The organism is Acinetobacter sp. 12966, from assembly GCF_031196995.1.
Classification (GTDB): domain Bacteria; phylum Pseudomonadota; class Gammaproteobacteria; order Pseudomonadales; family Moraxellaceae; genus Acinetobacter; species Acinetobacter geminorum.
This window is the reverse complement of the sequence record NZ_JAVIMC010000065.1, coordinates 1-22,694: the sequence shown is the minus strand read 5'-3', so window position 1 is coordinate 22,694 and position 22,694 is coordinate 1. Positions and strand designations below refer to the sequence as shown.

24 protein-coding genes are annotated in these 22,694 nt (G+C 38.7%); 4 read left to right on the top strand and 20 right to left on the bottom strand.

From position 1 onward, the window contains the following. Positions 1-31: 31 nt before the first annotated feature. The 6 genes from RFW85_RS09925 to RFW85_RS09900 are packed head-to-tail and all read right to left on the bottom strand — an operon-like array spanning position 32 to position 4,686. The gene (locus RFW85_RS09925; protein WP_170248881.1) at positions 32-1,243 is read right to left on the bottom strand and encodes an NAD(P)/FAD-dependent oxidoreductase; all 1,212 of its coding nucleotides are present in this window, start codon (positions 1,241-1,243) and stop codon (positions 32-34) included. A 28-nt stretch (positions 1,244-1,271) separates the two neighbouring features. After that, entirely contained in the window at positions 1,272-2,201 is a 930-nt protein-coding gene (locus tag RFW85_RS09920; RefSeq protein ID WP_069037295.1) for a VOC family protein, read from the bottom strand. 11 nt (positions 2,202-2,212) lie between these two features. Beyond that, complete coding sequence (locus RFW85_RS09915) at positions 2,213-2,977, bottom strand: SDR family oxidoreductase (protein ID WP_161281796.1); 765 nt, start codon at positions 2,975-2,977, stop codon at positions 2,213-2,215. Next, the gene (locus RFW85_RS09910) at positions 2,970-4,037 is read right to left on the bottom strand and encodes an aromatic ring-hydroxylating dioxygenase subunit alpha (protein ID WP_005070727.1); all 1,068 of its coding nucleotides are present in this window, start codon (positions 4,035-4,037) and stop codon (positions 2,970-2,972) included. The genes RFW85_RS09915 and RFW85_RS09910 overlap by 8 nt, the downstream gene beginning before the upstream one ends. 16 nt (positions 4,038-4,053) lie before the next feature. Next, complete coding sequence (locus RFW85_RS09905) at positions 4,054-4,353, bottom strand: recombinase-like helix-turn-helix domain-containing protein (protein ID WP_170248880.1); 300 nt, start codon at positions 4,351-4,353, stop codon at positions 4,054-4,056. Between the two features lie 27 nt (positions 4,354-4,380). Beyond that, positions 4,381-4,686, bottom strand: coding sequence for a non-heme iron oxygenase ferredoxin subunit (locus RFW85_RS09900; RefSeq protein ID WP_000118513.1), 306 nt, complete (start codon positions 4,684-4,686; stop codon positions 4,381-4,383). A gap of 273 nt (positions 4,687-4,959) precedes the next feature. Here RFW85_RS09900 and RFW85_RS09895 point away from each other — a divergent pair, with 273 nt between their 5' ends. Then, on the top strand, positions 4,960-5,772 hold the full coding sequence (locus RFW85_RS09895) for an IclR family transcriptional regulator (RefSeq protein ID WP_309171494.1): 813 nt from the start codon (positions 4,960-4,962) through the stop codon (positions 5,770-5,772). 46 nt (positions 5,773-5,818) lie between these two features. Here RFW85_RS09895 and RFW85_RS09890 read toward each other — a convergent pair whose 3' ends face one another. The 4 genes from RFW85_RS09890 to pnuC are packed head-to-tail and all read right to left on the bottom strand — an operon-like array spanning position 5,819 to position 7,866. Further along, positions 5,819-6,118, bottom strand: coding sequence for a hypothetical protein (locus RFW85_RS09890; protein ID WP_170248878.1), 300 nt, complete (start codon positions 6,116-6,118; stop codon positions 5,819-5,821). Between the two features lie 22 nt (positions 6,119-6,140). Next, entirely contained in the window at positions 6,141-6,608 is a 468-nt protein-coding gene (locus RFW85_RS09885; protein WP_118978859.1) for a hypothetical protein, read from the bottom strand. 21 nt (positions 6,609-6,629) lie between these two features. Further along, positions 6,630-7,229 carry a hypothetical protein gene (locus RFW85_RS09880; protein WP_170248877.1) on the bottom strand — a complete coding sequence of 200 codons (600 nt, stop codon included), beginning with the start codon at positions 7,227-7,229 and terminating at the stop codon, positions 6,630-6,632. A 46-nt stretch (positions 7,230-7,275) separates the two neighbouring features. Then, positions 7,276-7,866: a nicotinamide riboside transporter PnuC gene (pnuC, locus tag RFW85_RS09875; RefSeq protein WP_170248876.1), complete on the bottom strand. Its 591-nt coding sequence runs from the start codon at positions 7,864-7,866 to the stop codon at positions 7,276-7,278. Positions 7,867-8,112: 246 nt separating this feature from the next. Between pnuC and RFW85_RS09870 the strand changes: the two genes are divergently transcribed. Beyond that, a complete protein-coding gene (locus RFW85_RS09870) occupies positions 8,113-8,901 on the top strand; it encodes a crotonase/enoyl-CoA hydratase family protein (protein WP_216076561.1) in 789 nt (262 codons plus the stop codon). Positions 8,902-9,003: 102 nt separating this feature from the next. Here RFW85_RS09870 and pgaD read toward each other — a convergent pair whose 3' ends face one another. The 5 genes from pgaD to RFW85_RS09845 all read right to left on the bottom strand — a co-directional run bounded on the left by pgaD (position 9,004) and on the right by RFW85_RS09845 (position 13,977). Continuing rightward, on the bottom strand, positions 9,004-9,423 hold the full coding sequence (pgaD, locus tag RFW85_RS09865; RefSeq protein WP_216076560.1) for a poly-beta-1,6-N-acetyl-D-glucosamine biosynthesis protein PgaD: 420 nt from the start codon (positions 9,421-9,423) through the stop codon (positions 9,004-9,006). Between the two features lie 83 nt (positions 9,424-9,506). Continuing rightward, on the bottom strand, positions 9,507-10,766 hold the full coding sequence (gene pgaC, locus RFW85_RS09860) for a poly-beta-1,6-N-acetyl-D-glucosamine synthase (RefSeq protein ID WP_170248875.1): 1,260 nt from the start codon (positions 10,764-10,766) through the stop codon (positions 9,507-9,509). Between the two features lie 13 nt (positions 10,767-10,779). Then, the gene (gene pgaB / locus RFW85_RS09855; protein WP_170248874.1) at positions 10,780-12,774 is read right to left on the bottom strand and encodes a poly-beta-1,6-N-acetyl-D-glucosamine N-deacetylase PgaB; all 1,995 of its coding nucleotides are present in this window, start codon (positions 12,772-12,774) and stop codon (positions 10,780-10,782) included. Positions 12,775-13,020: 246 nt separating this feature from the next. After that, on the bottom strand, positions 13,021-13,359 hold the full coding sequence (locus RFW85_RS09850) for an FKBP-type peptidyl-prolyl cis-trans isomerase (RefSeq protein ID WP_002117532.1): 339 nt from the start codon (positions 13,357-13,359) through the stop codon (positions 13,021-13,023). Between the two features lie 87 nt (positions 13,360-13,446). Beyond that, positions 13,447-13,977, bottom strand: coding sequence for a YaeQ family protein (locus tag RFW85_RS09845; RefSeq protein WP_033848544.1), 531 nt, complete (start codon positions 13,975-13,977; stop codon positions 13,447-13,449). A gap of 189 nt (positions 13,978-14,166) precedes the next feature. Between RFW85_RS09845 and dctA the strand changes: the two genes are divergently transcribed. Then, positions 14,167-15,429 carry a C4-dicarboxylate transporter DctA gene (gene dctA / locus RFW85_RS09840; protein ID WP_170248873.1) on the top strand — a complete coding sequence of 421 codons (1,263 nt, stop codon included), beginning with the start codon at positions 14,167-14,169 and terminating at the stop codon, positions 15,427-15,429. Positions 15,430-15,474: 45 nt separating this feature from the next. Here the strand turns inward: dctA and RFW85_RS09835 are convergent, their stop codons facing one another. Then, on the bottom strand, positions 15,475-16,473 hold the full coding sequence (locus RFW85_RS09835) for a GTP-binding protein (RefSeq protein WP_170248872.1): 999 nt from the start codon (positions 16,471-16,473) through the stop codon (positions 15,475-15,477). 501 nt (positions 16,474-16,974) lie between these two features. Here RFW85_RS09835 and RFW85_RS09830 point away from each other — a divergent pair. Further along, a complete protein-coding gene (locus tag RFW85_RS09830) occupies positions 16,975-17,175 on the top strand; it encodes a hypothetical protein (RefSeq protein ID WP_000761577.1) in 201 nt (66 codons plus the stop codon). A 132-nt stretch (positions 17,176-17,307) separates the two neighbouring features. Here the strand turns inward: RFW85_RS09830 and RFW85_RS09825 are convergent, their stop codons facing one another. The 4 genes from RFW85_RS09825 to RFW85_RS09810 all read right to left on the bottom strand — a co-directional run bounded on the left by RFW85_RS09825 (position 17,308) and on the right by RFW85_RS09810 (position 22,508). After that, positions 17,308-17,823, bottom strand: coding sequence for an acyl-CoA thioesterase (locus RFW85_RS09825; protein WP_005070756.1), 516 nt, complete (start codon positions 17,821-17,823; stop codon positions 17,308-17,310). Positions 17,824-18,074: 251 nt separating this feature from the next. Beyond that, positions 18,075-18,689, bottom strand: coding sequence for a MarC family protein (locus RFW85_RS09820; protein ID WP_002117499.1), 615 nt, complete (start codon positions 18,687-18,689; stop codon positions 18,075-18,077). Positions 18,690-18,700: 11 nt separating this feature from the next. Further along, positions 18,701-20,767, bottom strand: a complete 2,067-nt coding sequence (locus tag RFW85_RS09815; RefSeq protein ID WP_170248870.1) for a choline transporter — start codon at positions 20,765-20,767, stop codon at positions 18,701-18,703. Between the two features lie 118 nt (positions 20,768-20,885). Further along, the gene (locus RFW85_RS09810; protein WP_170248869.1) at positions 20,886-22,508 is read right to left on the bottom strand and encodes a BCCT family transporter; all 1,623 of its coding nucleotides are present in this window, start codon (positions 22,506-22,508) and stop codon (positions 20,886-20,888) included. Between the last annotated feature and the right edge of the window lie 186 nt (positions 22,509-22,694).

The window sequence follows — 22,694 nt, the reverse complement described above, 5'->3', positions numbered from 1 at the left end:
TCGATTTGGTAATGAGAACCAGATTTAATGTTTACGGTTTTAACTTCATGACATTAAATTCAGCATCTGCTAATAGTTTTGGATCTAAAACGGTGTTAGCTTGCATCCAACGTTTTGCCAGTTTGACCAGTTTAGAATCATTAATGGCAATCATGTTGAGCAAACGATTTTCATGGTCCAGATATAAATAGCTCACCTGATCTTCACCACCTTGGCGAATCACCACTTCTTTGGTTTTTTCAGGTTGATACGTACCTAAAATCTGGATATTAAAGTGATATTGATCTGACCAAAGCCATGGAATATCGGTATATTCAGTTTCAATGCCGAGCATCGACTTTGCTGCTGCAATCGCCTGATTTTGTGCATTTGCCCAAGACTGAATGCAATAACCCAAACCCGGATGAATCGCGACATCACCTGCGGCATAAATGTTTTGATCTGAAGTTTGTCCAAAACAATTCACCACAATGCCATCTTTCACATCGAGACCAGCATGTACACCTAACTCTTTGGCAATCTCAGCGCCTGCACCTACCACGACACAGTCAAATAACTGACTATTTTGTGGGTGATTCACCACTTCAACTTTTTGATATGGCGCTTCAACTAAATGAAGACTCTTGCTGTCTAAATGAATTTTTGTACCTTGAGTTTCATGCATATTTTTTAAAAATGCAGAAACTTCTGGACTCACGCTTCTTGCACATAAACGATCGCCATATTCAAATATATGAACATCTTTACCTTGCTTACGTGCAGTTGCAGCAATTTCTAAACCAATCCAGCCACCGCCAATCACAGCGACATTTTTTGCATTCTTTAAAATTTCAGCCAAACGTTCACAATCATGCACATTGCGTAAAGTCACAACATTTGGAATGAACTGCCATGTATTGACGGGTACACGCGCACGGCTTCCAGTTGCGATCAGCAATTTGTCATACGGCAAAACCTGACCACTTTCTAAATGAACCTGTTTTTGCTCACGATCGACTTTTGTCGCAATTTCTGGTTTATGCCATTGAACGTTGAACTCTTGAACCTGTTCAGGAGAGAACAGATTCAAACTTTCATACGTTGCTTCTTTTGAAAGTACTTGCTTAGACAGTGGCGGACGCTCATAAAACACTTGATCTTCATTTGAAACCACGTGAATTTCGCCCACATACCCATTTTGACGCAAGGTACTTACTGCCCAACCCGCTGCCTGTCCGGCACCTACAATTACGATCTTTTCCATAGCCATCTTCCTTGTAAAGCAATACCTGTTAAACAGGCTTCACCTGACGGCGGGTTGTGTCATCAAGACCACCTTCAATCGCCCATTCAGTGAAAAGCTCTAGACGATGTTCTTCTACACGTGGTTGCCATTCTTCTGTCAAATAATCATCGTTGGTGTAATATTCAAATGCACCACCTAATGGTGAGTTGACGTACCAGAAATACGCAGAAGAAATTGGGTGACGTCCCGGTCCAATAAAGGTTGACCACTCCGAACGATTCATATTTAAACCGCCCCCAATCACCTCATGGATATCGCGAACAACAAATGCAACGTGATTTAAGCCAGCAGGTTTATTTGGAACACTGAGCAAGAATAAATCATGGTGATAACCTTCACCGCGGCAACGTAAGAATGCACCGCGATTTTTGTAAGCATCAGATAAATGGAAACCTACTTTTTCAATATAGAAGTTTTCAGTTGTTGCCAAATCCGGTGTGAAGAACACCACATGTCCAATCGCAACAGGTTGACCTTTTTCATAGACAGGACTTGCTGCATTCACACGTTGAATGTTGCCGTATTGGTTAATACCTTCCGTTTTAAGTTCAGGTACTTCTTTAACAAAACTTTGTTCAAAACGAATGGTCATGCCATTTGGGTCAATACACTCAACTGTATTTTCAGTACGTTTAAAACCTTCTACATCGGCCAAACGAGCTGCCAAGTCTTCAAGGTCTTGAGCACTATCAACGCCCCAAGTCACTTCACGTAAAGTTGAACCTTGTTCAATAGCAGTCGGCAAACGCTCATCATCACAATTAAATAGATAAATCTTGCTACCATTTTGGGTTTGGTAAAGATCAGTACCTTCAATATCCGAAGTACTTTGGCTTAAACCAAAATCTGCCAAAAACTTGTTTGAAGCGGCTCTATCTTCAACTCCAAACTTTAAAATCTCGATCCCTGTAATCATTTGACTACTCCTTAGTTAAAGACAAAACCGCCATTGACCGGAATATTTTGACCTGTCACAAAAGAGGACAAATCCGACAGTAGATACAATGCTGTTCCATTTAAATCTTGTGGAAGTTGCTGACGTTGAATCGCTCTTCCGTTGACATATAAATCGTGACGTTCTTGAGGCACATACTCGGTTGCTTCAACCAGAGTAAGGCCCGGTGACAATGTATTGACACAAATATTAGATTGTCCCAACTCTCTTGCCATTGAACGCGTCATGGCAACAATTGCACCTTTACTTGCCACATAAGCCATTAGATTCGGTGCGCCCCAAAGTGCTGTATCGGAAGCAACATTAATGATCTTGCCTGCAGCCGATTGCTTTAAATGGGGCACGCATGCCTTACTAATCAGCCATGTGCCTTTCACATTAATATTCATGACCCGATCCCAAAGTTCAGGATCGTAATCAATCATATTTTTTCCACCGACATTGGTCGCCAGTGCCGCACAGTTCACAAGGCCATCTAGTCCTTGTAATACTTCCACGCTTTTTGCAACCGCATTTTCAATAGAGTCTGCATTGGCAAGGTCAACGGTGACAGCATGAACGTTTAGTCCTTGTTGTTGTAACACTTGTGCTTCTTGTTGTACCAAGTCAGACAAAATATCTGCCATCACAACTTCAGCACCTGCCTCGGCAATGGCTTGAGCGAAATCTCTACCTAAACCACGCGCAGCACCAGTCACTAAAACTTTTTTGCCTTGCAACAACGCTACATTAGCCATGAGCTTCTTCCTGCATCTCGATACGGTTTGATGCATTTAGTGCAGCAATTTTCTTTAATTGCTTCTCAGCTTCTTTTTTCATTAAACGGCGTAAACGTGCAAGACCAACATCGTGTTGATAGAGGAACTCTTTTTCACGCGCATTTGGCGCAAGGTTTTCTAAAATAATTCGGTCTTGTTCTAATACATCCCAATGCAATTGTTCTAAGTGATTGCGATATAAGAAACGCCATACATTACGTTGCCAACCACTCACCTTACGGCAGCGCCAGAAAAATACGCGAGTATTGTTGGCATCAATTGGCGTTGCATAACCTACAATCCAAAATTCGCCACCTGGACCAAATTGTTTACGGTATGGAATTGAAAGGCGTAACCAGCTTGCACCTGTTGAACCATATTCAACCCAGTCAAAGTTCACACCTGTTTGACCTTCTTTTTCAAAAACAAAGCCATTATCGGTGGTACGGTGCTTCATCTCTGCAGTACGTTCACCATCTGCCATCGAGTGCGATGTCGCGTGTAAATAGGTCCCATGCATTGGGTCCATCACATTATCAATCGCGTATTGATGGTTTACTTTCCAGTCTGCTTGGCAAAGGAACGCACTCCACTCTTCACTTGCAAGTTGCTCCGGGAACTCAAGCGGTGCTGGTTGTTCATTTGCATCAATACCAAACCAGATAAAGATTGCGCCATGTTGCTCAATGACAGGATAGTTCTTTAAACATTTAGTTCCGGTCATTGGACATTCATGAACCGCTGGCACATCAGCAACTACACCATCAGCACGAACTTCAACACCGTGATACCAGCAAGCAACTCGGTCACCCAAGTTCCAACCAAGGGAAAGACGAGCACCGCGGTGTGGACAGCGATCTTCAAGTGCATGCACCTGACCTTCGGCATCACGCCAAACCACAATGTTTTCACCTAAACGGGTAATTCCGACTGGATTAGCAGCGACTTCCCAACTTGCTAAAACTGGATGCCATTGGTCACGTAAACCAAGTTCTAAATATTCTTCAGCGCTTTGTGAAGTTGATACGATTGCGTTCATTTTATTCTTCCCTGAATCAATAACCTAAACGTTGCATTTCTTCTGTAAAGCTTGCAGAAGTCCATTCATCACCAGATTCACAGCGGAAACCCTGTTTATTAAGTGCAGAAACAACGTCATCTAACTCTGTTGCGCCCGCAGAAAATGCCTGAATCAAGTTTTTTACAAAATCCTGTTCATAGAGCGTTGGTTCTTTATAACGTGTCTGCCAAACCAACAATTCAGATTGACCTGGAATTTGAATATTGTTGATACCTGCTTCGGTTGCCGGCGTTGCATGAATCCAGCTTGCCAACTTTTCATTAAATGTCTTCATTGTTCTGCTTCCTTGTACATGTGAGGACTAGAGTTGAATTTGAATATCCTGTCCTTCAACACGAACTGGGTACGTACATAGGTTTCTACACCCTGGCCCACTTTTTAGCTCACCTGTTTGAATGTCAAAAATTGCTTCGTGCAATGGACATTCAACAGTCTGATCTTCGATAAATCCTTCGGTTAATAAGGCATACGCATGAGGGCAAACATTTTCGATAGCAAAGTAATTTTCATCGACGAAAAATACGCCTATTTTTTTCCCTTCAACTTCGATGGCTTTCGGCTCATCTTCGCTAACGTCACCCTGCTGACAAACTGAGATCCAACTCATACCTTGCGTCCTCATTTTGTTTTATATACAAAACATAATTTGATTTTCAAAACACAAGCTAAGCATAATCCCCTTGATCATTTTTTGTCAAAGTAAAAATAAATATAAAATTCATTGTCTTATTAATTTTTAAATATTTTGTTACGTTTCAAGAAGGAAACAAAGTTTTAAATATAAAAATTGTTTTATGCATTTTTAACAATTACAATAGTTATAAAATAAAGCAGCATGCCCCAAATTGAATCATGTTTTATTTATAGGAAAATGACACGAATGAGCATAGCAATTGAAGAAGATTCGCACGAATCGGAAACAACAAAAAATGATGACCGATATTTAGTTCCCGGACTTGTACGGGGTTTAGCTATCTTGCAAGCATTTAATCAACAAGCGCAAGAAATGACCATTACAGAAATTGCTGAAATTTTAGAAGTGAACCGTTCTAGTGCATTTCGTCTGATTTATACACTCGAATCTTGCGGTTATTTAAGAAAAGCATCTCAAAAAACTTATGCTCTCGATTCCAAAGTCATGGAACTTGGTTTTAACAGTTTATCTAAACTTTCATTACTTGATTTATCGACACCTTTAATGAAAGAACTACGTGACCACACCAAACTTGCGGTACATCTTTCTATTTTAGAAGGCACTCATATTGTCTTTGTAAATAATATCCAGTCGATGGGAACCTTTACGAGCAACATTAGTTTAGGAACTCGCTGGCCTGCCCATGCAACCGTCATTGGTCAAATGCTTTTATCTGATTTACCTGAAACTGAAGTACGTCAGCGTTACCGCAATTTTAGCGATTGGGACAGTTTCTCTGAACTGACGCCAACCAATTTAAAAGCTTTATTGCAAAGACTTTCTTATGTAAAAACTCAAAAAACCATGGTGAGCTGGGGTCATTACAATCATGATATGGCAGCGTGCGCGGCGCCTATTTTTAAACAGTCAAATGGTAAAATGGTCGCTGTTATCTCTGTAAGTTGTCCAATTACCACTTATGATGAAAGAACATTTAAAGAAGATATCGCAAACCTAGTTCTTGAAACAGCGAATAAAATTTCCAAATTTATTTATTAAAAAAAAGCGACGTTAAGTCGCTTTTTTTTAGATTTTATTTCATAAGTTAAAAGTTACTTTTTAAAACGTTCCCATTCATATCTTTAAAGATAATTGTCGAATTATTTTCTTTAATATCAAATCTTAAATACTGTTTTTTAAACTGAATAACTGCATAAAACTCTTCAGCACCATCATCTAAACCTGTCGCAGAGACCTGAGTACCTTGTGGAAAACCGTTGAGCCACGCAGCGTTATAAAAATCAGATACAGAATTAAAATCTATATATTTTGCAGGCTCGGCCATAATTTTTTGGGCCATCACATCAAACTGTTGCTGCTTATATATGACTAAATCCAGGATCATGGTTATTCTTAAAGGTTAATCATTAGCAGTCATCAATAGAGTGCGTATAGTAGTGTAATTTTCCATTACGGAAATGAAAATGTAAGCCATCATTACTACCTTCCCAAGGAAATATAGAGTAAGTATGATTTTCAGATATAACTATTTGCTTACCAAAAAACTTTTTAAACTCATTCTCGGTAGTTAAATGATTAAATAATCGAGAACCATACTTTAGACCATTTTGCTGGCTTACATATACCTTATCTAAAGATCCCGTAGAGAGTATCACTCCATCTTCATATACCCATTGATCTGGAAAATAACCACCATTGCATTCATCAGCCTCACCTTTAATAACCTGCTTTGGCTTTTTCAGGTTATTTAAAGGAATATCAAAACTGTTCAATACTTTACCATGCCATAAAGGTTTAATATTTACTTGCGCATAAGAGGTCGTTGCTACTAAGAAACCAATACAAAATAAAAATATATGAGTTAAATTTTTCATAAAAATCCAGAAATTAATTATTTAAAAGTTTTGTGCCTTACTCTTATTGATGATCAAACCTTTTTGTTTGTCTTTCATAATGATTAAGGGAGATCCAACTTTTGTAGTTTTGGTATTATCCAAATATTTTTTCTTCTGTAAATAAATCTGTTTGTCTTTAATAGAGCTATCTATGGAAGTTTCATCATCCGTATAATAAGAAATATCTTGTGTATAAATATTTGACCAGTCCGCTATCCAAAAAATAATGAAATTTCCACCACGCTCCTGATAATTGTCTATAGCAAAGGTTTCAGAATCAATTTTATGTATGGTCTGGCCAGCTATTGAGGATATATCCTGAGTTTGCGCTTTAAAATAATAGGTTTTATTTTTATCTAAATTGATAGCAAATACACTATACCCTAGCGCATCAGCTATATTAGGCATAAAGCAAGAATAGCTTTGTATTTTTACCTGTGAGGACTGTATAACTAATTTATTATTTTCAACAGGTTCATCTTTCTGACATGAATCAGGTAATTTACCGAGCTGATTTAAAGGTACAGCATTAACCTGAGCATTTGCATATCCAGAACAAAGAAATAAACAAAATAAAAGTTTTTTTAAAGTATGAGTCATCAAATAATTTCCAAAGAGGATTATTGTTTTAATATTTTCTCATAAATCAAACAGATTTTTTCAGATCTATATTATCAATCTGCTTTCTTTTAACCTTTTCCCATTGATACCAACCATAAGCTGCCATCAAAACAAATGCTGCATACAAAGCGGCTGTTAAAAATAAATCTTTATAGATGAACATACCGACATAAATAATGTCGACAAATACCCAAAGTACCCAAGTCGCAATATGTTTTCGGCTGGTCCAATACGTTGCAAGCAAACTAAATGCTGCAAGTTGAGAGTCGAGCATAGGCACTGCTGCATCGGTAAAGTTTTTAAGAATTAAGCCAAAAAGCAAGCCACCTACCGCGGCAATGGTCATTTGGATGACAGCGGTTTGAACTGCAATCGGTTCAATTCGAATATCGTGATCTTGCTGCTTTCTTTTAAGCCAGTAGTAAAAGCCATAAAAATTTACCACCATAAAAAAGAACTGCAAAATCGTTTCGCCATATAGCTTAAATTCGTAAAACAAATAGGCATATAAAACAAAGGCAAAGAAATTAAACAGCCAACACCACATATTACGGATTACCGTTAATCCGACTCCAATCAGGCTAATCAAGACCGCAAAGATTTCTAGAGGTGACATAAAACAGCTGCTTATTGAGATCAATTTGACGAGGTATTATGAGAAAAATATAAAGCGAAGCAAACTGCTAATTTAAATAAATAATGGAAATTAAGGTTGTCTGAGGTTTTACTCTTTTCTAATGCTGTCGATTTATCTCAATACACAGACAAAACAAATACTGATCGAGTCATCAACAAATTATATTTGCTAGTTTTTAAATGATTGTTTAAAACATGATTAAAGACGAATAAAGAGCATGACAATATGTCAAATCAAGAAGGAAAAGTCAGCCGTGAAACTCGCGGGCATATTTTTTTAATTGGTCTAGATCGGGCAGCAAAACGTAATGCTTTTGATAGTCACATGATCAAAGACTTATCACTAGCACTCACTGAATATGAAAATAATGATGCCCTGCGCTGCGCGGTTATTTTTGCTCATGGGGATCATTTTACAGCTGGTTTAGACCTAGTTGAGTTACAACCTAAACTCGCTACAGGTGTTTTTGATTTTAGTGAAAATGAGATTAACCCTTGGGGCACAATCGGCCAAAAGCTCAGTAAACCTTTGATAGTAGCGGTACAAGGTTATTGTTACACCGCTGGTATAGAACTATTTCTCAACGCAGATATTGCGATTGCGAGTGAAAATACCCAATTTGCTCAAATGGAAGTTCAACGTGGCATCTTACCTTTTGGCGGAGCAACTGCACGTTTTATTCAAGCCGCAGGTTGGGCCAAAGCCATGCGTTATTTACTCACTGGTGACTCTTTCGATGCAAAAGCAGCATTTGACATGAACCTGATTACCGAAATATGCCCAGAAGGCTCTCAGCTCAACCGTGCAATAGAACTTGCTGAACATGTTGCGCAAGCTGCTCCTCTTGCTGTAAAAGCGACTCTCGCCTCTGCTCGCGAAGCTATTAACGAAGGGTACGAGGTTGCCTTTAAGCAATTGCAAAGCCATCTTCAACCATTGCTCACCACAGAAGATGTTCAAGAAGGTGTTTTTGCCATGTTGCAAAAAAGACCTCCTGTTTTCAAAGGTAAATAATACCTGCACAAGCACTGCACTCTACAGTTTAAAACTTATGGATATAGCGAAATTAGTGTAAAAAAAGGCCACATGATGCGGGCTTTTTTTCATTAATATGCTTTATTCAACTCTAATGATTTTACCTAGTTCATCATGGTGAATGACTGTAATTTTCTGACTACGTCCCTGCTCAATTTCATGTTCAGGTAAATCAAAATAGCGCGCATAATCATCTGTCTGTTTTGCTTTAAGCGCATTACCGCCAACACGATGCTCAGGCAGCACATGACTCCACAATAATAAACAAATTGCACAGCCAATTAATGCGGTAATGCCATGTTCAATGCCTACACCAAAAGCACTAAACAAACGGTGAACTAAATGTGTTTTTTGGAGTTCAGCCAATACCCAGATCAGTACAAATGGACGCCACAGCAACAACCAAACCGCCCACATCATGGCCGTGCTTGTTGTAGAAGCATAGCGTTTATGCCATGGTAATTGACGGCGTAAATCAATAATCAACGAATTTGTCTTCATTTCTCTCTTTACCTAACGAAGTGTTGCGGTTTTCCCCAGACATCAATACAGCACGATCTTTAAAATCTCATGACTCTTGCATTTCATCCACGAATGCCCCGATCCGGGCTCACCCAACGCGCACGTTTCTCATCTCCACGTTTTAAAACTTTTGGAAATGCCACAATAGTTGCCGAGATGGTGATTAGCCAAAAGACCAATGGATACCAGATCATCCAGAAATAGTTTTTTCCTAGATGTGGTTCATAACGACTATCCATCCATTTGCTTAAAGCAAACTGAATGAGACAGGTTGCCCCCAATAAAATACCGCTACCATACGGTAAAAATGGAGAGCTCACAACGGCTAAAGCAGGGACCGGTAAAATAAAATGTACCAACCATAATAAAGCCATCGCCAACATTAAATATGACCAAACTAAGGTTAAGCAAAGCTCAAACATTAAAGGCCATAAAAAATTTAATTTTGGCTTAGTGAACACATCAATATTTTTAATTAATACCTGTGCCCCACCCATAGCCCAACGTAAACGCTGTTTCCACAAACCATTTAAAGTTTCAGGCATTAAAATCCAGACTAAGGCATTCGTTTCAAAACGAATGTCCCACCCTGCACGCTGCAATTTCCACGTAATATCGATATCTTCAGTCAACATATTTGGTGACCAATAATCGACTTGGTGAACAGCGCTCTTACGAAAAGCCGTAATTACACCCGATACGGTAAATAAGCGTCCAAAGGTACGTTGTGCACGTTTAATCATGCCGACAATCGAAGAAAACTCACCAACCTGAATACGCCCTAATAAAGTTGAGCGAGTACGGATACGTGGGTTACCCGTCACAGCTGCAACTGTTGGATTTTCCTGAAAATGACGAATCATCCACTTTGCTGCATGAGGATCAAGTAAAGCATCGCCATCAATACCAATTAAAAACTCGGCATCAGTCATTAAGCTTCCGGCTTGTAACCCCATGGCTTTACCTTGGTTTTGAGCCAAATGAACAACACGAAGTTTTTCATGTTGTGCTGCTAAACGGTCGAGTACCTCACCTGTATTGTCCGAGCTACCATCATTAATCGCAATCACTTCAAAATGAGGATAGTCCAGTTTTAACGCATGGCTAATAGTTTCTTCTGCATTATCCCCTTCATTAAAACAAGGAATTAACACAGCGACTTTTGGATAACTCTCTAATGGAGCAGGTTGATCGTAAGGCGGAGCCTGACGTTCTTTCCAATAGAAAATGATCGCGCCAATCATCCATAAATACGACATGAATAATGGATAATAGAAAACGAATTTTAAGGCATGCGACCATATTGCAGCAAAGATTGTCATGTTTTAGCCTCAACTACGGCACAAGACGAGATGATTTTTCAGCAAATGCTTTATGCATAGTGTCCACATCCGGATGATCTTTAATTGGGTCATCTGGGTAATATCCGACATGCATTACACCTTGCTGATAAAGAGAATGAATTGTTGCTGCCATTTCAGCTGAAGGTACCTTTTCGTTTTTACGCCAGTCGGTTGCCTGTAATTCAAAAACGGTTTTCTTCATGCCATTTGGATATTGTTTCACGCGATCAACCATATCTTTATAGAACTGATCAGCATTATCTACCTGTTCCATATAAGGCATTGCCATAATAGCCGTAAAATCATAACGTTTTAATGACTCTTCAAGCGATTGTGAATACCAGTTTTCTGCATATGGTTTTAAAGCAACTTGCGCGTATAAGTTACGTGCGGTGAGCAAGAACGGTTCATATTGTCGCACGTCATCAACGAGTTGCATTGCAAAATCATCTAGATATTTTGTCTTATATGCCGTCCATTTTTGCAAATCTTGGTCGTTATCACGGATTTTTGCCAAATCTGTTGGCAAGCCTTGTTTTGCATAGGCTTTTAATGCTTCTGGGCTTGCATCTTCATAGTCAGATAAGGTGACATCATCATGGAATAAAATGCCGTTAAATGAAGATGACTTCGCCAAATCTTGATAAATCTCGCGAATAGTTTGGCGCGCCTCTGGTGAAAATGGACTTAAACGGATATAACCCATATTAAGGTGTTCACCGGATTTTGCCTGTTCTGTCACAACTAAGTCTTTAGAAACTGGATCAGTTTTTGGTAGTTCCCATGCCAATAAAGGCATCCACGCATAAATACGACTTACAGGCGTACGCGTTTGAATTTGCCATGCAACACGGTTAAACAAGTCAGCACGCATTGGAATATGGCGGTTCGGAAAATACACCATATCAGCAGAGCCATTCGCATCTGGATCTGAAAATGCTTGTAAATAGACAGTATTTACACCCATCGCATTAATTCGGTCTAACAAATGACCTAAATTACGTTCTTGCTGTTTCGGATCCGGGTCATAAATATAGTCCAGATCGACATGCATAATTTTTTGCGGACGGTTGTTATCCGTTAAATTCAATTCACGATTTTTAATTTCTTGAGCCAAATCATCAGTCGTCATATCGCCTTCTACCAAAATACGGCTCATATTTTGAAGAGATTGTTTTGCGTGGTCTGCCCCATCATCAAGTGTAATGGTAATTGGCATACCAAGCTTTTTAGCAATTTGAACTGTTTGCATATTATAGCGACCATAAGGCCAGACCATAATACGTGGTGAACGCAAGCCATGAGCTTTGAGTAATTCGTTATTTTTCTTTAAGTCATTATAGATACGTGATTGATACTGTTCATCGTTTTCATAAGTTTGAGTTTTAGCGTCATAAAAACGAGTTGTTGCAGCAGGTTCAGAGTTGCCTTGTGGATTGCCTGTAATACCGCGGTGCAAATGGTAGCTATGGCTTGCAATCTCTACAAAGCCACTATCTTGCATTTCTTTCAGCTCAGGCCAGCTTAAGATTTTATCGCGTGGAATTTCTTCCCCTGAAAAATCGACTTTCTGCCCTGCTTTTGGCTCTAACCATGAACCAACCACTGCAAGGACAACAGGGATTTTTTTAGCTTTAATGACAGGATAAGCATTTTGATAAAAAGATTGATAACCGTCGTCTACAGTTAATAGAACAGGTTTTGTAGGCAGTTGAAATTTACCTTGATGAGCACGGATCAACTGATCAACCGTAATAAAATGGAATCCATTTTTTTGCAGCCATTCAACATGCTGTGTAAATTGTTGCGTCGTTACTGCATATTGAGGAATTAATGCATTTTTAGTATCGGTAATTTCATGATAACCAATCACCGTAAGTGTTGATGCGTCCAGTTTAGGTGGTTTGGCTAATGCCATACCCGACAAGCCAGCCAAAGCCAAGCCAATTGATATGTTCAACAAAGGAGATGCAAAGCGGATAATCATGAAATAGCGTCTCAATAACAATATAGATTATTTATGCGAAGTTTGATTTTTAGAACGCAAACTTTTTTGAAATTTGGTCTTAATATCATCCTGCCCACAAATGAACAGTTTTTCAGTTAGCATTTATAATCAAATAATCTGAAAATAATCTTAAATATTCATAAAGCTAAAATATAAATTAATAATGTATTTATATTTAAAGCTCATATAAACAAGAAAGCCCTCTAAAGGGCTTTAAGTTCTTCACTAGTCACGAGTTTTGACATCGAATAATTCAATTTCAAAAATTAAATTAGAATTAGCTGGGATGATCTTACCCATTTTACGCTCACCATAAGCTAAATGAGCAGGTACGATTAATTTACGCTTGCCGCCAACTTTCATTCCCATAATGCCTTGGTCCCAGCCTTTAATTACACGGCCTGTTCCAATCACACATTCAAAATAATTACCGCGATCAATTGAAGAATCGAATTTTGTGCCATCTTCTAACCAACCTGTATAGTGAGTCGTGATTAAAGCGCCTTTAACAGCCTCTTTACCCTCGCCTACTTTTAAATCGATAATTTCTAATTCATTTGACATGGTTTACCCCTTAATCTGAATCTTTAAAATCGCAGTTGGTACTTAGTGTACCAACTGAATCTGTAGAATTTGTTGCGCTTTTCTGTGTTACTGTAACTGTGTCCACACAACAGTTGCTTGACCCTTTTCACCTAAAAGCGTCCACTCGTTGTCCATGACATTTAATTGTAGCTGCATCGTACGTTCACACAGTTGCTCTAGCTCTACTGTACTTTGAGGGGCAATTTGCCAAACCTGAACGTTACTTAACGTTTTAATTTTACTGTTTCGTTTCCACCAGTCTTCGACTTGTGTGCCATAAACGACAATCGCCACTGTTTTACAACGTGCACTGGCTTTTTTGACTTTATCTTCAGATGGCAAACCAACTTCAATCCATGTTTCTAACTGACCCGTTAAATCTTTTTGCCATAACGCTGGCTCGTCAGTTTCAAAAAGGTCTTTAGTAAACTCAAGCTCATCACTTGCGAAACGAGCAAAGGCCATCAAACGAACCATTAAGCGTTCTAAAGTCTCAGAGGGATGCAAGGCAAGCGTCAGTTGATAATCACCATAAATATGGTCATCCATATTGGCAATATTCAAGTCTGCCTTATAAATTGTTGCTTTAAGCGCCATGATTAATATGTCCCAAAATTTGGCGCTAAGGATACTCGATTTTGGATAAGAAATTATAAAAAAACTGAACAATCCAAAGCATAGTCATGTGAAATTTGCATATTCTTCCAAAACGCTCCCTTCCAGTTATAGTTGGCCGGCTTTTTGCTTTAGAGAGAGATATTTTCCTCTTGCTAAAATTGATGACTTATGTGGCTAAAGCTCAAGCGTAGTTTATTTTTACAGGTTCTTTGTGCTCTCTTTCTTGGGATTGCAGTTGGAATCGGTTTCCATGATTTCTCCCTATCTCTCAAGCCATTAGGTGATGGTTTTATTTCTTTAATTAAGATGCTGATTGCACCAATTGTGTTTTGTGTTGTTGTACTGGGAATATATGGTGCAAACGACATTAAAAAAATGGGCAAAGTCGGTGCAAAAACCATTCTTTATTTTGAAGTGGTCACTACTATTGCCTTAATTTTAGGCATTGTTGTGGCCTATGTATTTAAACCGGGCGTCGGTATGAATATCGATATTAGCCATTTAGATGCAAAAGATTTAAGTACCTATACCGAACGTGCCCACGAGATGCATACAGGTTCGGAATTTCTACTCAATATTATTCCGAAAACCTTCACTGCTGCTTTTGCAAACGGCGATATTTTACAGGTTTTATTAATTGCTATTTTATTTGGTGTTTCCCTACTTTTAATTCCTAAACATTTAGCAGAGCTGGTACGTCAAGCGCTTGAAGCTTTTTCGGAAGTCTTCTTTAAAATTATGGGACTTATTATTCGATTAGCTCCAATTGGTGTATTCGGTTCAGTGGCTTATACGACTGCCAAATTTGGTTTAGATTCACTCCTACAATTGGGTTATTTAGTTTTACTGTTTTATGCAACCTGCATTTTATTTGTCGTTATTGTTTTAGGTTCAATTTTAAAACTTACCGGTCTCAATATTTTCAAATTTGTGGGCTATTTTAAAGATGAACTCGCTATTGTTTTAGGTACCGCTTCTTCTGACTCTGTTCTTCCACAAATTATGAAAAAACTCAAAAATTTGGGAATCAAAGATTCAACTGTAGGGTTAGTCATACCTACCGGTTATTCTTTTAATTTAGACGGGTTTTCAATTTACTTAACATTAGCGGTGATCTTTATTGCGCAAGCCTGCAATATTGATTTATCTATGCATGACTTACTGGCTATTTTGCTGGTTTCGCTTATTACATCTAAAGGTGCACATGGTATTCCAGGCTCAGCTTTAGTTATTCTTGCAGCCACACTTTCAGTGATACCAAGTCTCCCTGCGATTGGCTTAGTACTTCTACTTTCAGTGGACTGGTTTATTGGAATTATTCGTGCGTGTACCAACTTAATCGGTAACTGTGTCGCGACCGTAGTGATTGCTCACTGGGAAAAAGATATTGACCATGCGCAAGCTAAAGCTGTGTTAGATAGCAAACCTTAATCCCACTCTTCAGAGAACATTGAATTACTTTTGGTTTAATGTTCTCTATTCTTCAAGCTGACAGGCAAGTAATGCTGTTTCAAAAGCTAACCAATCATGGTTATGTTCGCTAATGATCTCAATCCGGTTATCAATACCCTCTTCGCCCGACTTATAATTAAACTGATCAGGATTAAAGTTAAAAACTTTCCACCCTTGATCTGTGTTAAAAATTCCCTTAATTCGTAGCCAGTCTTGCTGTGCACATAATAAATCAAGCAAAGCGTAAAACTCGAATTTCCAGCGTTTAGGCAATTTCCAACCTGCCACAATATAACCTTGTGCTGACTCGACATAATGATAAGGTAATTGATTAATTTCATTTGCGACTTCGATTTCAGCCATTTGCTTTTGAAGTTTAAGTAAAGGTTGTATAGATCGCTCGGTTAAACGAGCAGCTATATCAATTTTATTTAAAGCTAACTGACCATGTTCAATTTTAAGCCACTCTTGGTGATAAGGTTGGTATTCATCTTTTAATAGCTCAAGCGCCTGATCATCTTCAAAAGTCATCACATCAGTATGTGACACCACCACAATTTGAGCAGCTTTTAACTGATCTTCATAAAGGTTTTGTTTAACCCAATTGGTATCGTGCAAGCGGCTACCATCTACAACAGTAATCAGTGCTCGCATAGCTAAACTACTTTGCCAATGAGGTTCAGTCAGTTGGTCAAATAACTGAAAAGGGTGCCCAAGTCCAGTCGGCTCAATAAAGAGTCGATCTGGCTTTTGTTCACTCAATAGACGGGCTAAAGCAATATGCATAGGCAATTGACTGCTACAACATAGACAGCCCCCTAATAGCTCTTTGACTGCATATCCTTCATCTTGAGGTAAGAGTTGTTGGTCTACTCCAATTTGCCCAAACTCATTCATTAATACAGCCCACACCTCATCTTTAGGCTTTTGTCTTAACAAATGCTGTAATAATGTGGTTTTTCCTGCCCCTAAAAAACCGGAAATAATATGGGTAGGAACAGTTTTTGGGGCTATCAGTTTCACAAGCGGCTCAAATCAACAAGGTATAAAAAACTAAGAAAGGTATATCACTGTTTAAATCGCATGAAAATGTTTTTTCACTTTGAAGATATACTTTTCAAGTATCAGGCCAAAATAGTTAATATGTGACATACATCTCACTTAAAATCTAAATTAACTTTTGATAATTATAATTCAAACGGAATATTCTATTTAGACGTATTCATAATTTATGCCAGAGTGTTAGGTTTACATAACAAAGTTGACTTTTTTTCACTCGATATGAAATATTTTTTCACATTTTAAGGTGCATTTAAGCCCTTTTATTTTACAGATTGCTCACATAAACGGTCCGTATATTTCATTATTGTTAAGATAGCCGTAATAGATTGTTAAGTTAATTGATGTAATAACGAGCCCGGCTTAGCATGTGTCCTAGCTTAGTCATTCAGCCATACAGGTTTCAGGTATGTATGAACGATTAGGTTTAATTTATTTTTAAATGAAATTTAAGGATGCCATACAATGAAATTAGCTAAAACTTTACTCGCTACTACACTTGCTTTAACTGCTGCTTCAACTTTTGCTGCTTCTAAGCACGACCAAGCACATAACACTGCTGGTGAAGAAAAAGTTGTTGTTTCAACTCAAGAACAAGCAAACACTGCAAATGCTGCATCTGATGCTGTAGGTTCTGCTTCTGAAGCTGCTCCTGCAACTCGTTAATTCTCTCAGCATTCTCCTCCAAGCTCAGAGATAATTTTACTGAAATGAAAAATGGACGCTGAATTTTAGTAAAGAAGAAAAAGGATCGAACCATGCTGCGGTTCGATCCTTTTTTTAATTCGATCTATTTTTTTAAGAAGTTTTCTTATACATGCTACAAGAGGGATTATGGTTTTCTTGAAGACGTAAAACCTTACGATGCTCAGCAGCTTCAAAGCGGCAACGCTTCCATTCTGTATTGAGATTTAATTGAGGTACTTCACATGGCTTGCCTTGTTCATCAACAGCAACCATCGTGAAATAACAGCTATTGGTATGGCGCACTGTACGCTTCTGGATATTTTGTGCTTCAACACGGATTCCGACTTCCATTGAAGTACGGCCTACATGGTTCACACTTGCCAAGAAGGTTACCAACTCACCAACATAAATAGGTTCTTTAAAATTTACTTTATCTACAGATAAAGTCACCACGTAGCCACCCGAATAACGACTTGCGCAAGCATAAGCGACTTGGTCTAGTAGTTTTAGAATCGTACCACCATGAACATTACCTGAAAAATTTGCCATGTCAGGCGTCATCAAAACTGACATCGTCAATTCAGACTGATCATCAGTTGCTGTGGTCATTTCATCTAATGTAGGCATAGCTCAACTCTGTCTTAAAACAAGCTCAGTCAACATTATGGTTGATAATTCACAAAAAAAACATGCTTAAATCCACAACATAGCATCGTATTTTTTAATATCTTTGATTGTTTTTTAAAATTTAATTTTTTAAGGCACTATTTTTAAAGTTATTTTTTAAAGCTATTTTATTTATCTTAGAATTTTTTAGAAGATGCTATGCCATTTTATTCCATATTCAATGGCATAGCAGGTTCTTATGAGTGATTTTACTAAACTTTATTAATGACGCCTGTCACACCATTAATGATCATATCAATGGCGATCGTACCAATTAATAAAGCAGATAAACGCCCGACAATATCAAAATAACGGTCAATATGTTTGGCATGTTTATAGCGTAAATGATCATGTGAAAATTTCATCAAAATCAAAATACTGCAAGTTAAAAACAAGGTGAAGGCAATTACTAGCGCTGCCTCACCAATTGACATTTCAATCCCTGTGACTACAGCAGCGCTAATAGTCCCTGGGCCGATCATAAACGGCATGGCAATGGTGCCAGCCAGATGTTCTGGAGCACCACGCATTTCACCGATGGTGTCGGCACCCTGAAACACATAGCGGTAGCCAATCACCAAAAAGATAAGACCTCCAAAAATCTGAAAGGCTTCAAAACGTACATTCAGATATTTACTAAAAATTGTTTCGCCGCCCCATGCAAATAGCATGAAGACAACAAAAGCAATCAAACTTCCCTGAATCAGTGCTTTATTAAACACCTTAGCTTCTGAATGGCGAATCAGGCCAATCATATAAATGCTCATTAAAAATGGATTGAGCAAAGAGAAAAATAAAGCAAAAGAATGTAGATAAGGAGAAGCCATGCATTTTCCTCTTAAGCTTGTGGATCTGGGAACAATGGACGATTCCCGGGGCTAATACGATTAATATGTAAGAATGTCATATGTCTTTCATATTTATCTAAAATATCGTTAATGACCTGTTCTTTACTGTAACCGACCAGATCGTTATCTTGAGAGCCATCATAAAGATAGGTTTCAAGTCGGAAATAGAACTGTTTGCCTCGTTTTACACGCTGGCTAAAGTTTGGCGCGCTATAGCGTACAGGCCAGATCTGATAAACAAAGTTTTGCTCTTCTTCCAGATGAATAGTGAGATCTAGATGGTAAAGCGTATCTTCATCTTCAAGCGGGGTTTGCTGTACGTTCACATTCATACCCTGCTTAATCAACTCATCAGCAACAGCCTGAACAGCTGGCAAACACACCGTATCTAGCATGCGGTGTGTTTCAGTGGTTCCCGGATGATGCATCACTCGAGTTAAACGCTGTTTCCAGTTCAGAATATCAACGTTCCCTACCACTGGCGCTGCATTCATACTGCGACTAGCATGCCTGTAATCTTCAAGTCTGAGTGACTTATAAAGCCCTGCCATCACAAGGAACATCACAAAACTAAACGGCAAACCCATAATAATAGTTGCATTTTGCAAGGCGGTAATGCCGTTGGTCATGAGCATAGCTAATGTGAGTAAACCAATCGCCAGTGCCCAAAACACGCTTAACCAACGTGGAGCATCATTATCGATATGAGTAAGTTTTGTGGTGAAGTTACCTAAAACCAGAGCTCCCGAATCGGCAGAAGTCACGTAGAACAAAAGCCCTGTTACGGTGGCAATTGAAGCGATAAAGGTAAAGCCTGGATATTGTGCTAACAGGTCATAAAAACCATGAGCCGGATTTGCTAACACCGTCGCTGCTAAGGTTTGGTTGCCTTCAAAAATAACGCTGTGCAGTGCACTATTACCAAAAATAGATAACCACGTAAGTGTAAATAGAAGTGGAATAATTAAGGTACCGCATACAAATTCACGAATAGTACGCCCTCTTGAGATACGTGCCAGAAAGAGTCCTACAAATGGAGACCAAGCAATCCACCACGCCCAGAAGAAGAAAGTCCAACTACTCATCCACTCTTTAGGCTGTTCAAAAGCAAAGCTTTGTAAAGCTAAACTCGGGAAACGGCTTAAATAGTCACCAATATTTTGGACAAGGGCATTGAGTAAAAACTCTGTATTTCCCAAGAATAAAATAAACAGTAAAAGCCCAATCGAAACATAAATATTAATTTCAGATAAAATCCGCAGACCTTTATTGACCCCAGATGTCACCGAAATAATACTAATACCCACTGCAACAGCAATCAGGATAAATTGCATCCAGATATTTTCTGGTAACCCCAATAACACATGTAGACCATAATTCAGCTGTACTACACCAATCCCGCAGGTCGTTGCAATACCAAAAATTGTCCCGATCACGGCAGCCGTATCAACACTATGCCCGATTGCCCCATTAATTTTTTGACCAAAGATTGGATACAAAGCTGAGCGAATGGTGAGTGGCAAATTATAGCGATAACTGAAATAGCCAAGTGCCATACCAATCAAGGCATACATACACCAACCGGTTAAACCGTAGTGAAACAATGTCCAAACCATACTTTGGCGTGCTGCTTCATAAGTTTGACCTGCTCCGACTGGAGGTTGCATGTAATGAGATAGTGGTTCAGCGACCGAGAAGAACATGAGGTCGATACCAATACCCGCAGAGAACAGCATGGCAGACCAACTCAGTAAGCTAAACTCAGGCTTTGAATGCTTAGGTCCTAATTTGATACTGCCATATCTTGAGCAGGCAATAAAAATCACGAAGGCCATATATAGTGTTGCAGCTAACAGATAGTACCAACCAAAGGTTGAAGTTACCCACTGAAGCACAGCATTCATGACTCGATTTGCAAAATCGTTGAACAAAAACGTGACGAGGGAAAAAATTAAAATAAGTACAGCTGAAAAATAAAAAACCACACGGTTGAGCGGGTCTTTTTTAGATTTAGATAATTTTAAATCATCAACTGCTCTTGGATTATCTGTTGCCATACAATCCTCAAGGAATAAAATAAAAACAAAATATTTAATTTCGTCTTTTCACTCTTATTTAAAACAATGAAAAGACGACTTTAAACGGAAAATAATATATAGATGTGATCAATTGAGGTTATAAAACCTCAGTCACTTTATTCTGGTCACAATTCGATGGGACCGAAATGTCTTTTGAAACAGCTAACTGTTTTTTCACTAATTGAGGGTCAAAATCATCTTGCTTTAACGCTTTGGCTAAACCAAACATATAAAGCAAAATAATAACTGAAAATGGTAAACCACATAACACCACAGCACTTTGCATGGAGTTAAAACTACCGGCTAAAAGTAAGCCAATACTTACAATGGTAATTACCACAGACCAAAAGACGCGTAACCAGATCGGTGAATCACTATCATTGGTGCCCCCTTTTGAGGACAAATTAGCGATCATTAGTGTACCAGAGCCAACTGGTGTCAAAAATAAAACGAAACAAATTACAACAACAATACCCGCAACGTAAGGATTAAACGGCAGATATTCGAGTAATTTAAATAAAGATAATGCTGGATCAGTTAAGACCATATCACCTAATACTTTCTGTTTTTGCTGCAAGATTAAATAAATTGCAGTATTTCCAAAAACCGAAATCCAAGCCAGTGTAAAGCCGAGTGGAATCAGGCATACACCTAATACTACTTCACGAATGGTACGTCCTTTTGAAATGCGGGCAATAAACATACCGACAAAAGGCGCCCAAGCAATCCACCAAGCCCAATAAAATACAGTCCACGAACCCAACCAGCCACTGGCTTTTTGATTGTATAAATACATATCAAAACTTTTACTAATAAAATTATTGAGATAATCGCCCGTATTTTGCACCAGACCATTTAATAAATGGTTTGTCGGACCTGTTAAAAATACAAATAAAAGTAAGGCATACAGCAGACGTAAATTAATACGCGACAACCATGCCAAACCTTTTTCAATACCCACCACTGTCGTAATCGTAGCAACGAACATCATGATGAGCACGGCAGTAATTAAAGTCGCAGAGTTATCCGGAATTTGTGGCAGTAAGTAACAAATACCCGATACAAGCACCAGCGCTCCAATTCCCAAGTTGGTGACCAAGGAAATGACCGTCGCTAAAATTCCAAAGCCATCAACAAAGTCACCCACCAAGCCATGCACTCGCTCTCCAAAAATTGGGTAAAGCGCCGAGCGAAGTGCCAATGGCAAATTTTGTCTGAAAGCAAAGTAACCTAAAGTAACTCCGAGCAATGCATAAAGCACCCAGCCATGAATCCCCCAATGCAAAAAGCTATACGTCATCGCATTACGGGCTGCCTGAATCGTTCCTGACTCGCCTTCTGGCGGTCTTAAAAAATGGTCAACAGGTTCGGCCACACCATAATAAAGTAGCGCAATACCAATCCCTGCCGAAAACAGCATTGAAGTCCAAGCCAAATAACTAAACTCAGGTTTGTCGTCATCTTTTCCTAAAGGAATCTGTCCTACTTTTGAAAAAGCGAGCCAAGCGACAAAGCCCAGACACAGCACAATAACCAGCATGTAATACCACCCGAAAAAGTGATTTACTTGCTCTTGTACATAGGTCAACCAAAACTGACTTTTTTCTGGAAACAGCACAAAAAGTAGGCCAAAAATACCAATACTGATGGCTGAACTCCAAAATACGAAACGATTTAACCGAATATGGTCTGAAGAATATCCATCACTTTTCAACACCATCTTATTGCTCCTTGCAATCGGTGTATTTTTCTCAAAATAACGTGATAAGTAATGTACTTATGCGCATCATCCTATCCTTTAGAACCTTTGATTTCACTTCTTTCTTTTTAGAAGCATGTTCAAAAATTCATTGATTTTTACATATCATACTTGTTATTGATTGAACGTTCAATCAATAACAAGTAT

What these genes read in the sequence shown, in the direction of transcription:
- RFW85_RS09925 (WP_170248881.1), bottom strand. Translation starts at nt 1,243, where the DNA reads ATGGAAAAGATCGTAATTGTAGGTGCCGGACAGGCAGCGGGTTGGGCA.
- RFW85_RS09920 (WP_069037295.1), bottom strand. Translation starts at nt 2,201, where the DNA reads ATGATTACAGGGATCGAGATTTTAAAGTTTGGAGTTGAAGATAGAGCC.
- RFW85_RS09915 (WP_161281796.1), bottom strand. Translation starts at nt 2,977, where the DNA reads ATGGCTAATGTAGCGTTGTTGCAAGGCAAAAAAGTTTTAGTGACTGGT.
- RFW85_RS09910 (WP_005070727.1), bottom strand. Translation starts at nt 4,037, where the DNA reads ATGAACGCAATCGTATCAACTTCACAAAGCGCTGAAGAATATTTAGAA.
- RFW85_RS09905 (WP_170248880.1), bottom strand. Translation starts at nt 4,353, where the DNA reads ATGAAGACATTTAATGAAAAGTTGGCAAGCTGGATTCATGCAACGCCG.
- RFW85_RS09900 (WP_000118513.1), bottom strand. Translation starts at nt 4,686, where the DNA reads ATGAGTTGGATCTCAGTTTGTCAGCAGGGTGACGTTAGCGAAGATGAG.
- RFW85_RS09895 (WP_309171494.1), top strand. Translation starts at nt 4,960, where the DNA reads ATGAGCATAGCAATTGAAGAAGATTCGCACGAATCGGAAACAACAAAA.
- RFW85_RS09890 (WP_170248878.1), bottom strand. Translation starts at nt 6,118, where the DNA reads ATGATCCTGGATTTAGTCATATATAAGCAGCAACAGTTTGATGTGATG.
- RFW85_RS09885 (WP_118978859.1), bottom strand. Translation starts at nt 6,608, where the DNA reads ATGAAAAATTTAACTCATATATTTTTATTTTGTATTGGTTTCTTAGTA.
- RFW85_RS09880 (WP_170248877.1), bottom strand. Translation starts at nt 7,229, where the DNA reads ATGACTCATACTTTAAAAAAACTTTTATTTTGTTTATTTCTTTGTTCT.
- pnuC (WP_170248876.1), bottom strand. Translation starts at nt 7,866, where the DNA reads ATGTCACCTCTAGAAATCTTTGCGGTCTTGATTAGCCTGATTGGAGTC.
- RFW85_RS09870 (WP_216076561.1), top strand. Translation starts at nt 8,113, where the DNA reads ATGTCAAATCAAGAAGGAAAAGTCAGCCGTGAAACTCGCGGGCATATT.
- pgaD (WP_216076560.1), bottom strand. Translation starts at nt 9,423, where the DNA reads ATGAAGACAAATTCGTTGATTATTGATTTACGCCGTCAATTACCATGG.
- pgaC (WP_170248875.1), bottom strand. Translation starts at nt 10,766, where the DNA reads ATGACAATCTTTGCTGCAATATGGTCGCATGCCTTAAAATTCGTTTTC.
- pgaB (WP_170248874.1), bottom strand. Translation starts at nt 12,774, where the DNA reads ATGATTATCCGCTTTGCATCTCCTTTGTTGAACATATCAATTGGCTTG.
- RFW85_RS09850 (WP_002117532.1), bottom strand. Translation starts at nt 13,359, where the DNA reads ATGTCAAATGAATTAGAAATTATCGATTTAAAAGTAGGCGAGGGTAAA.
- RFW85_RS09845 (WP_033848544.1), bottom strand. Translation starts at nt 13,977, where the DNA reads ATGGCGCTTAAAGCAACAATTTATAAGGCAGACTTGAATATTGCCAAT.
- dctA (WP_170248873.1), top strand. Translation starts at nt 14,167, where the DNA reads ATGTGGCTAAAGCTCAAGCGTAGTTTATTTTTACAGGTTCTTTGTGCT.
- RFW85_RS09830 (WP_000761577.1), top strand. Translation starts at nt 16,975, where the DNA reads ATGAAATTAGCTAAAACTTTACTCGCTACTACACTTGCTTTAACTGCT.
- RFW85_RS09825 (WP_005070756.1), bottom strand. Translation starts at nt 17,823, where the DNA reads ATGCCTACATTAGATGAAATGACCACAGCAACTGATGATCAGTCTGAA.
- RFW85_RS09820 (WP_002117499.1), bottom strand. Translation starts at nt 18,689, where the DNA reads ATGGCTTCTCCTTATCTACATTCTTTTGCTTTATTTTTCTCTTTGCTC.
- RFW85_RS09815 (WP_170248870.1), bottom strand. Translation starts at nt 20,767, where the DNA reads ATGGCAACAGATAATCCAAGAGCAGTTGATGATTTAAAATTATCTAAA.
- RFW85_RS09810 (WP_170248869.1), bottom strand. Translation starts at nt 22,508, where the DNA reads ATGGTGTTGAAAAGTGATGGATATTCTTCAGACCATATTCGGTTAAAT.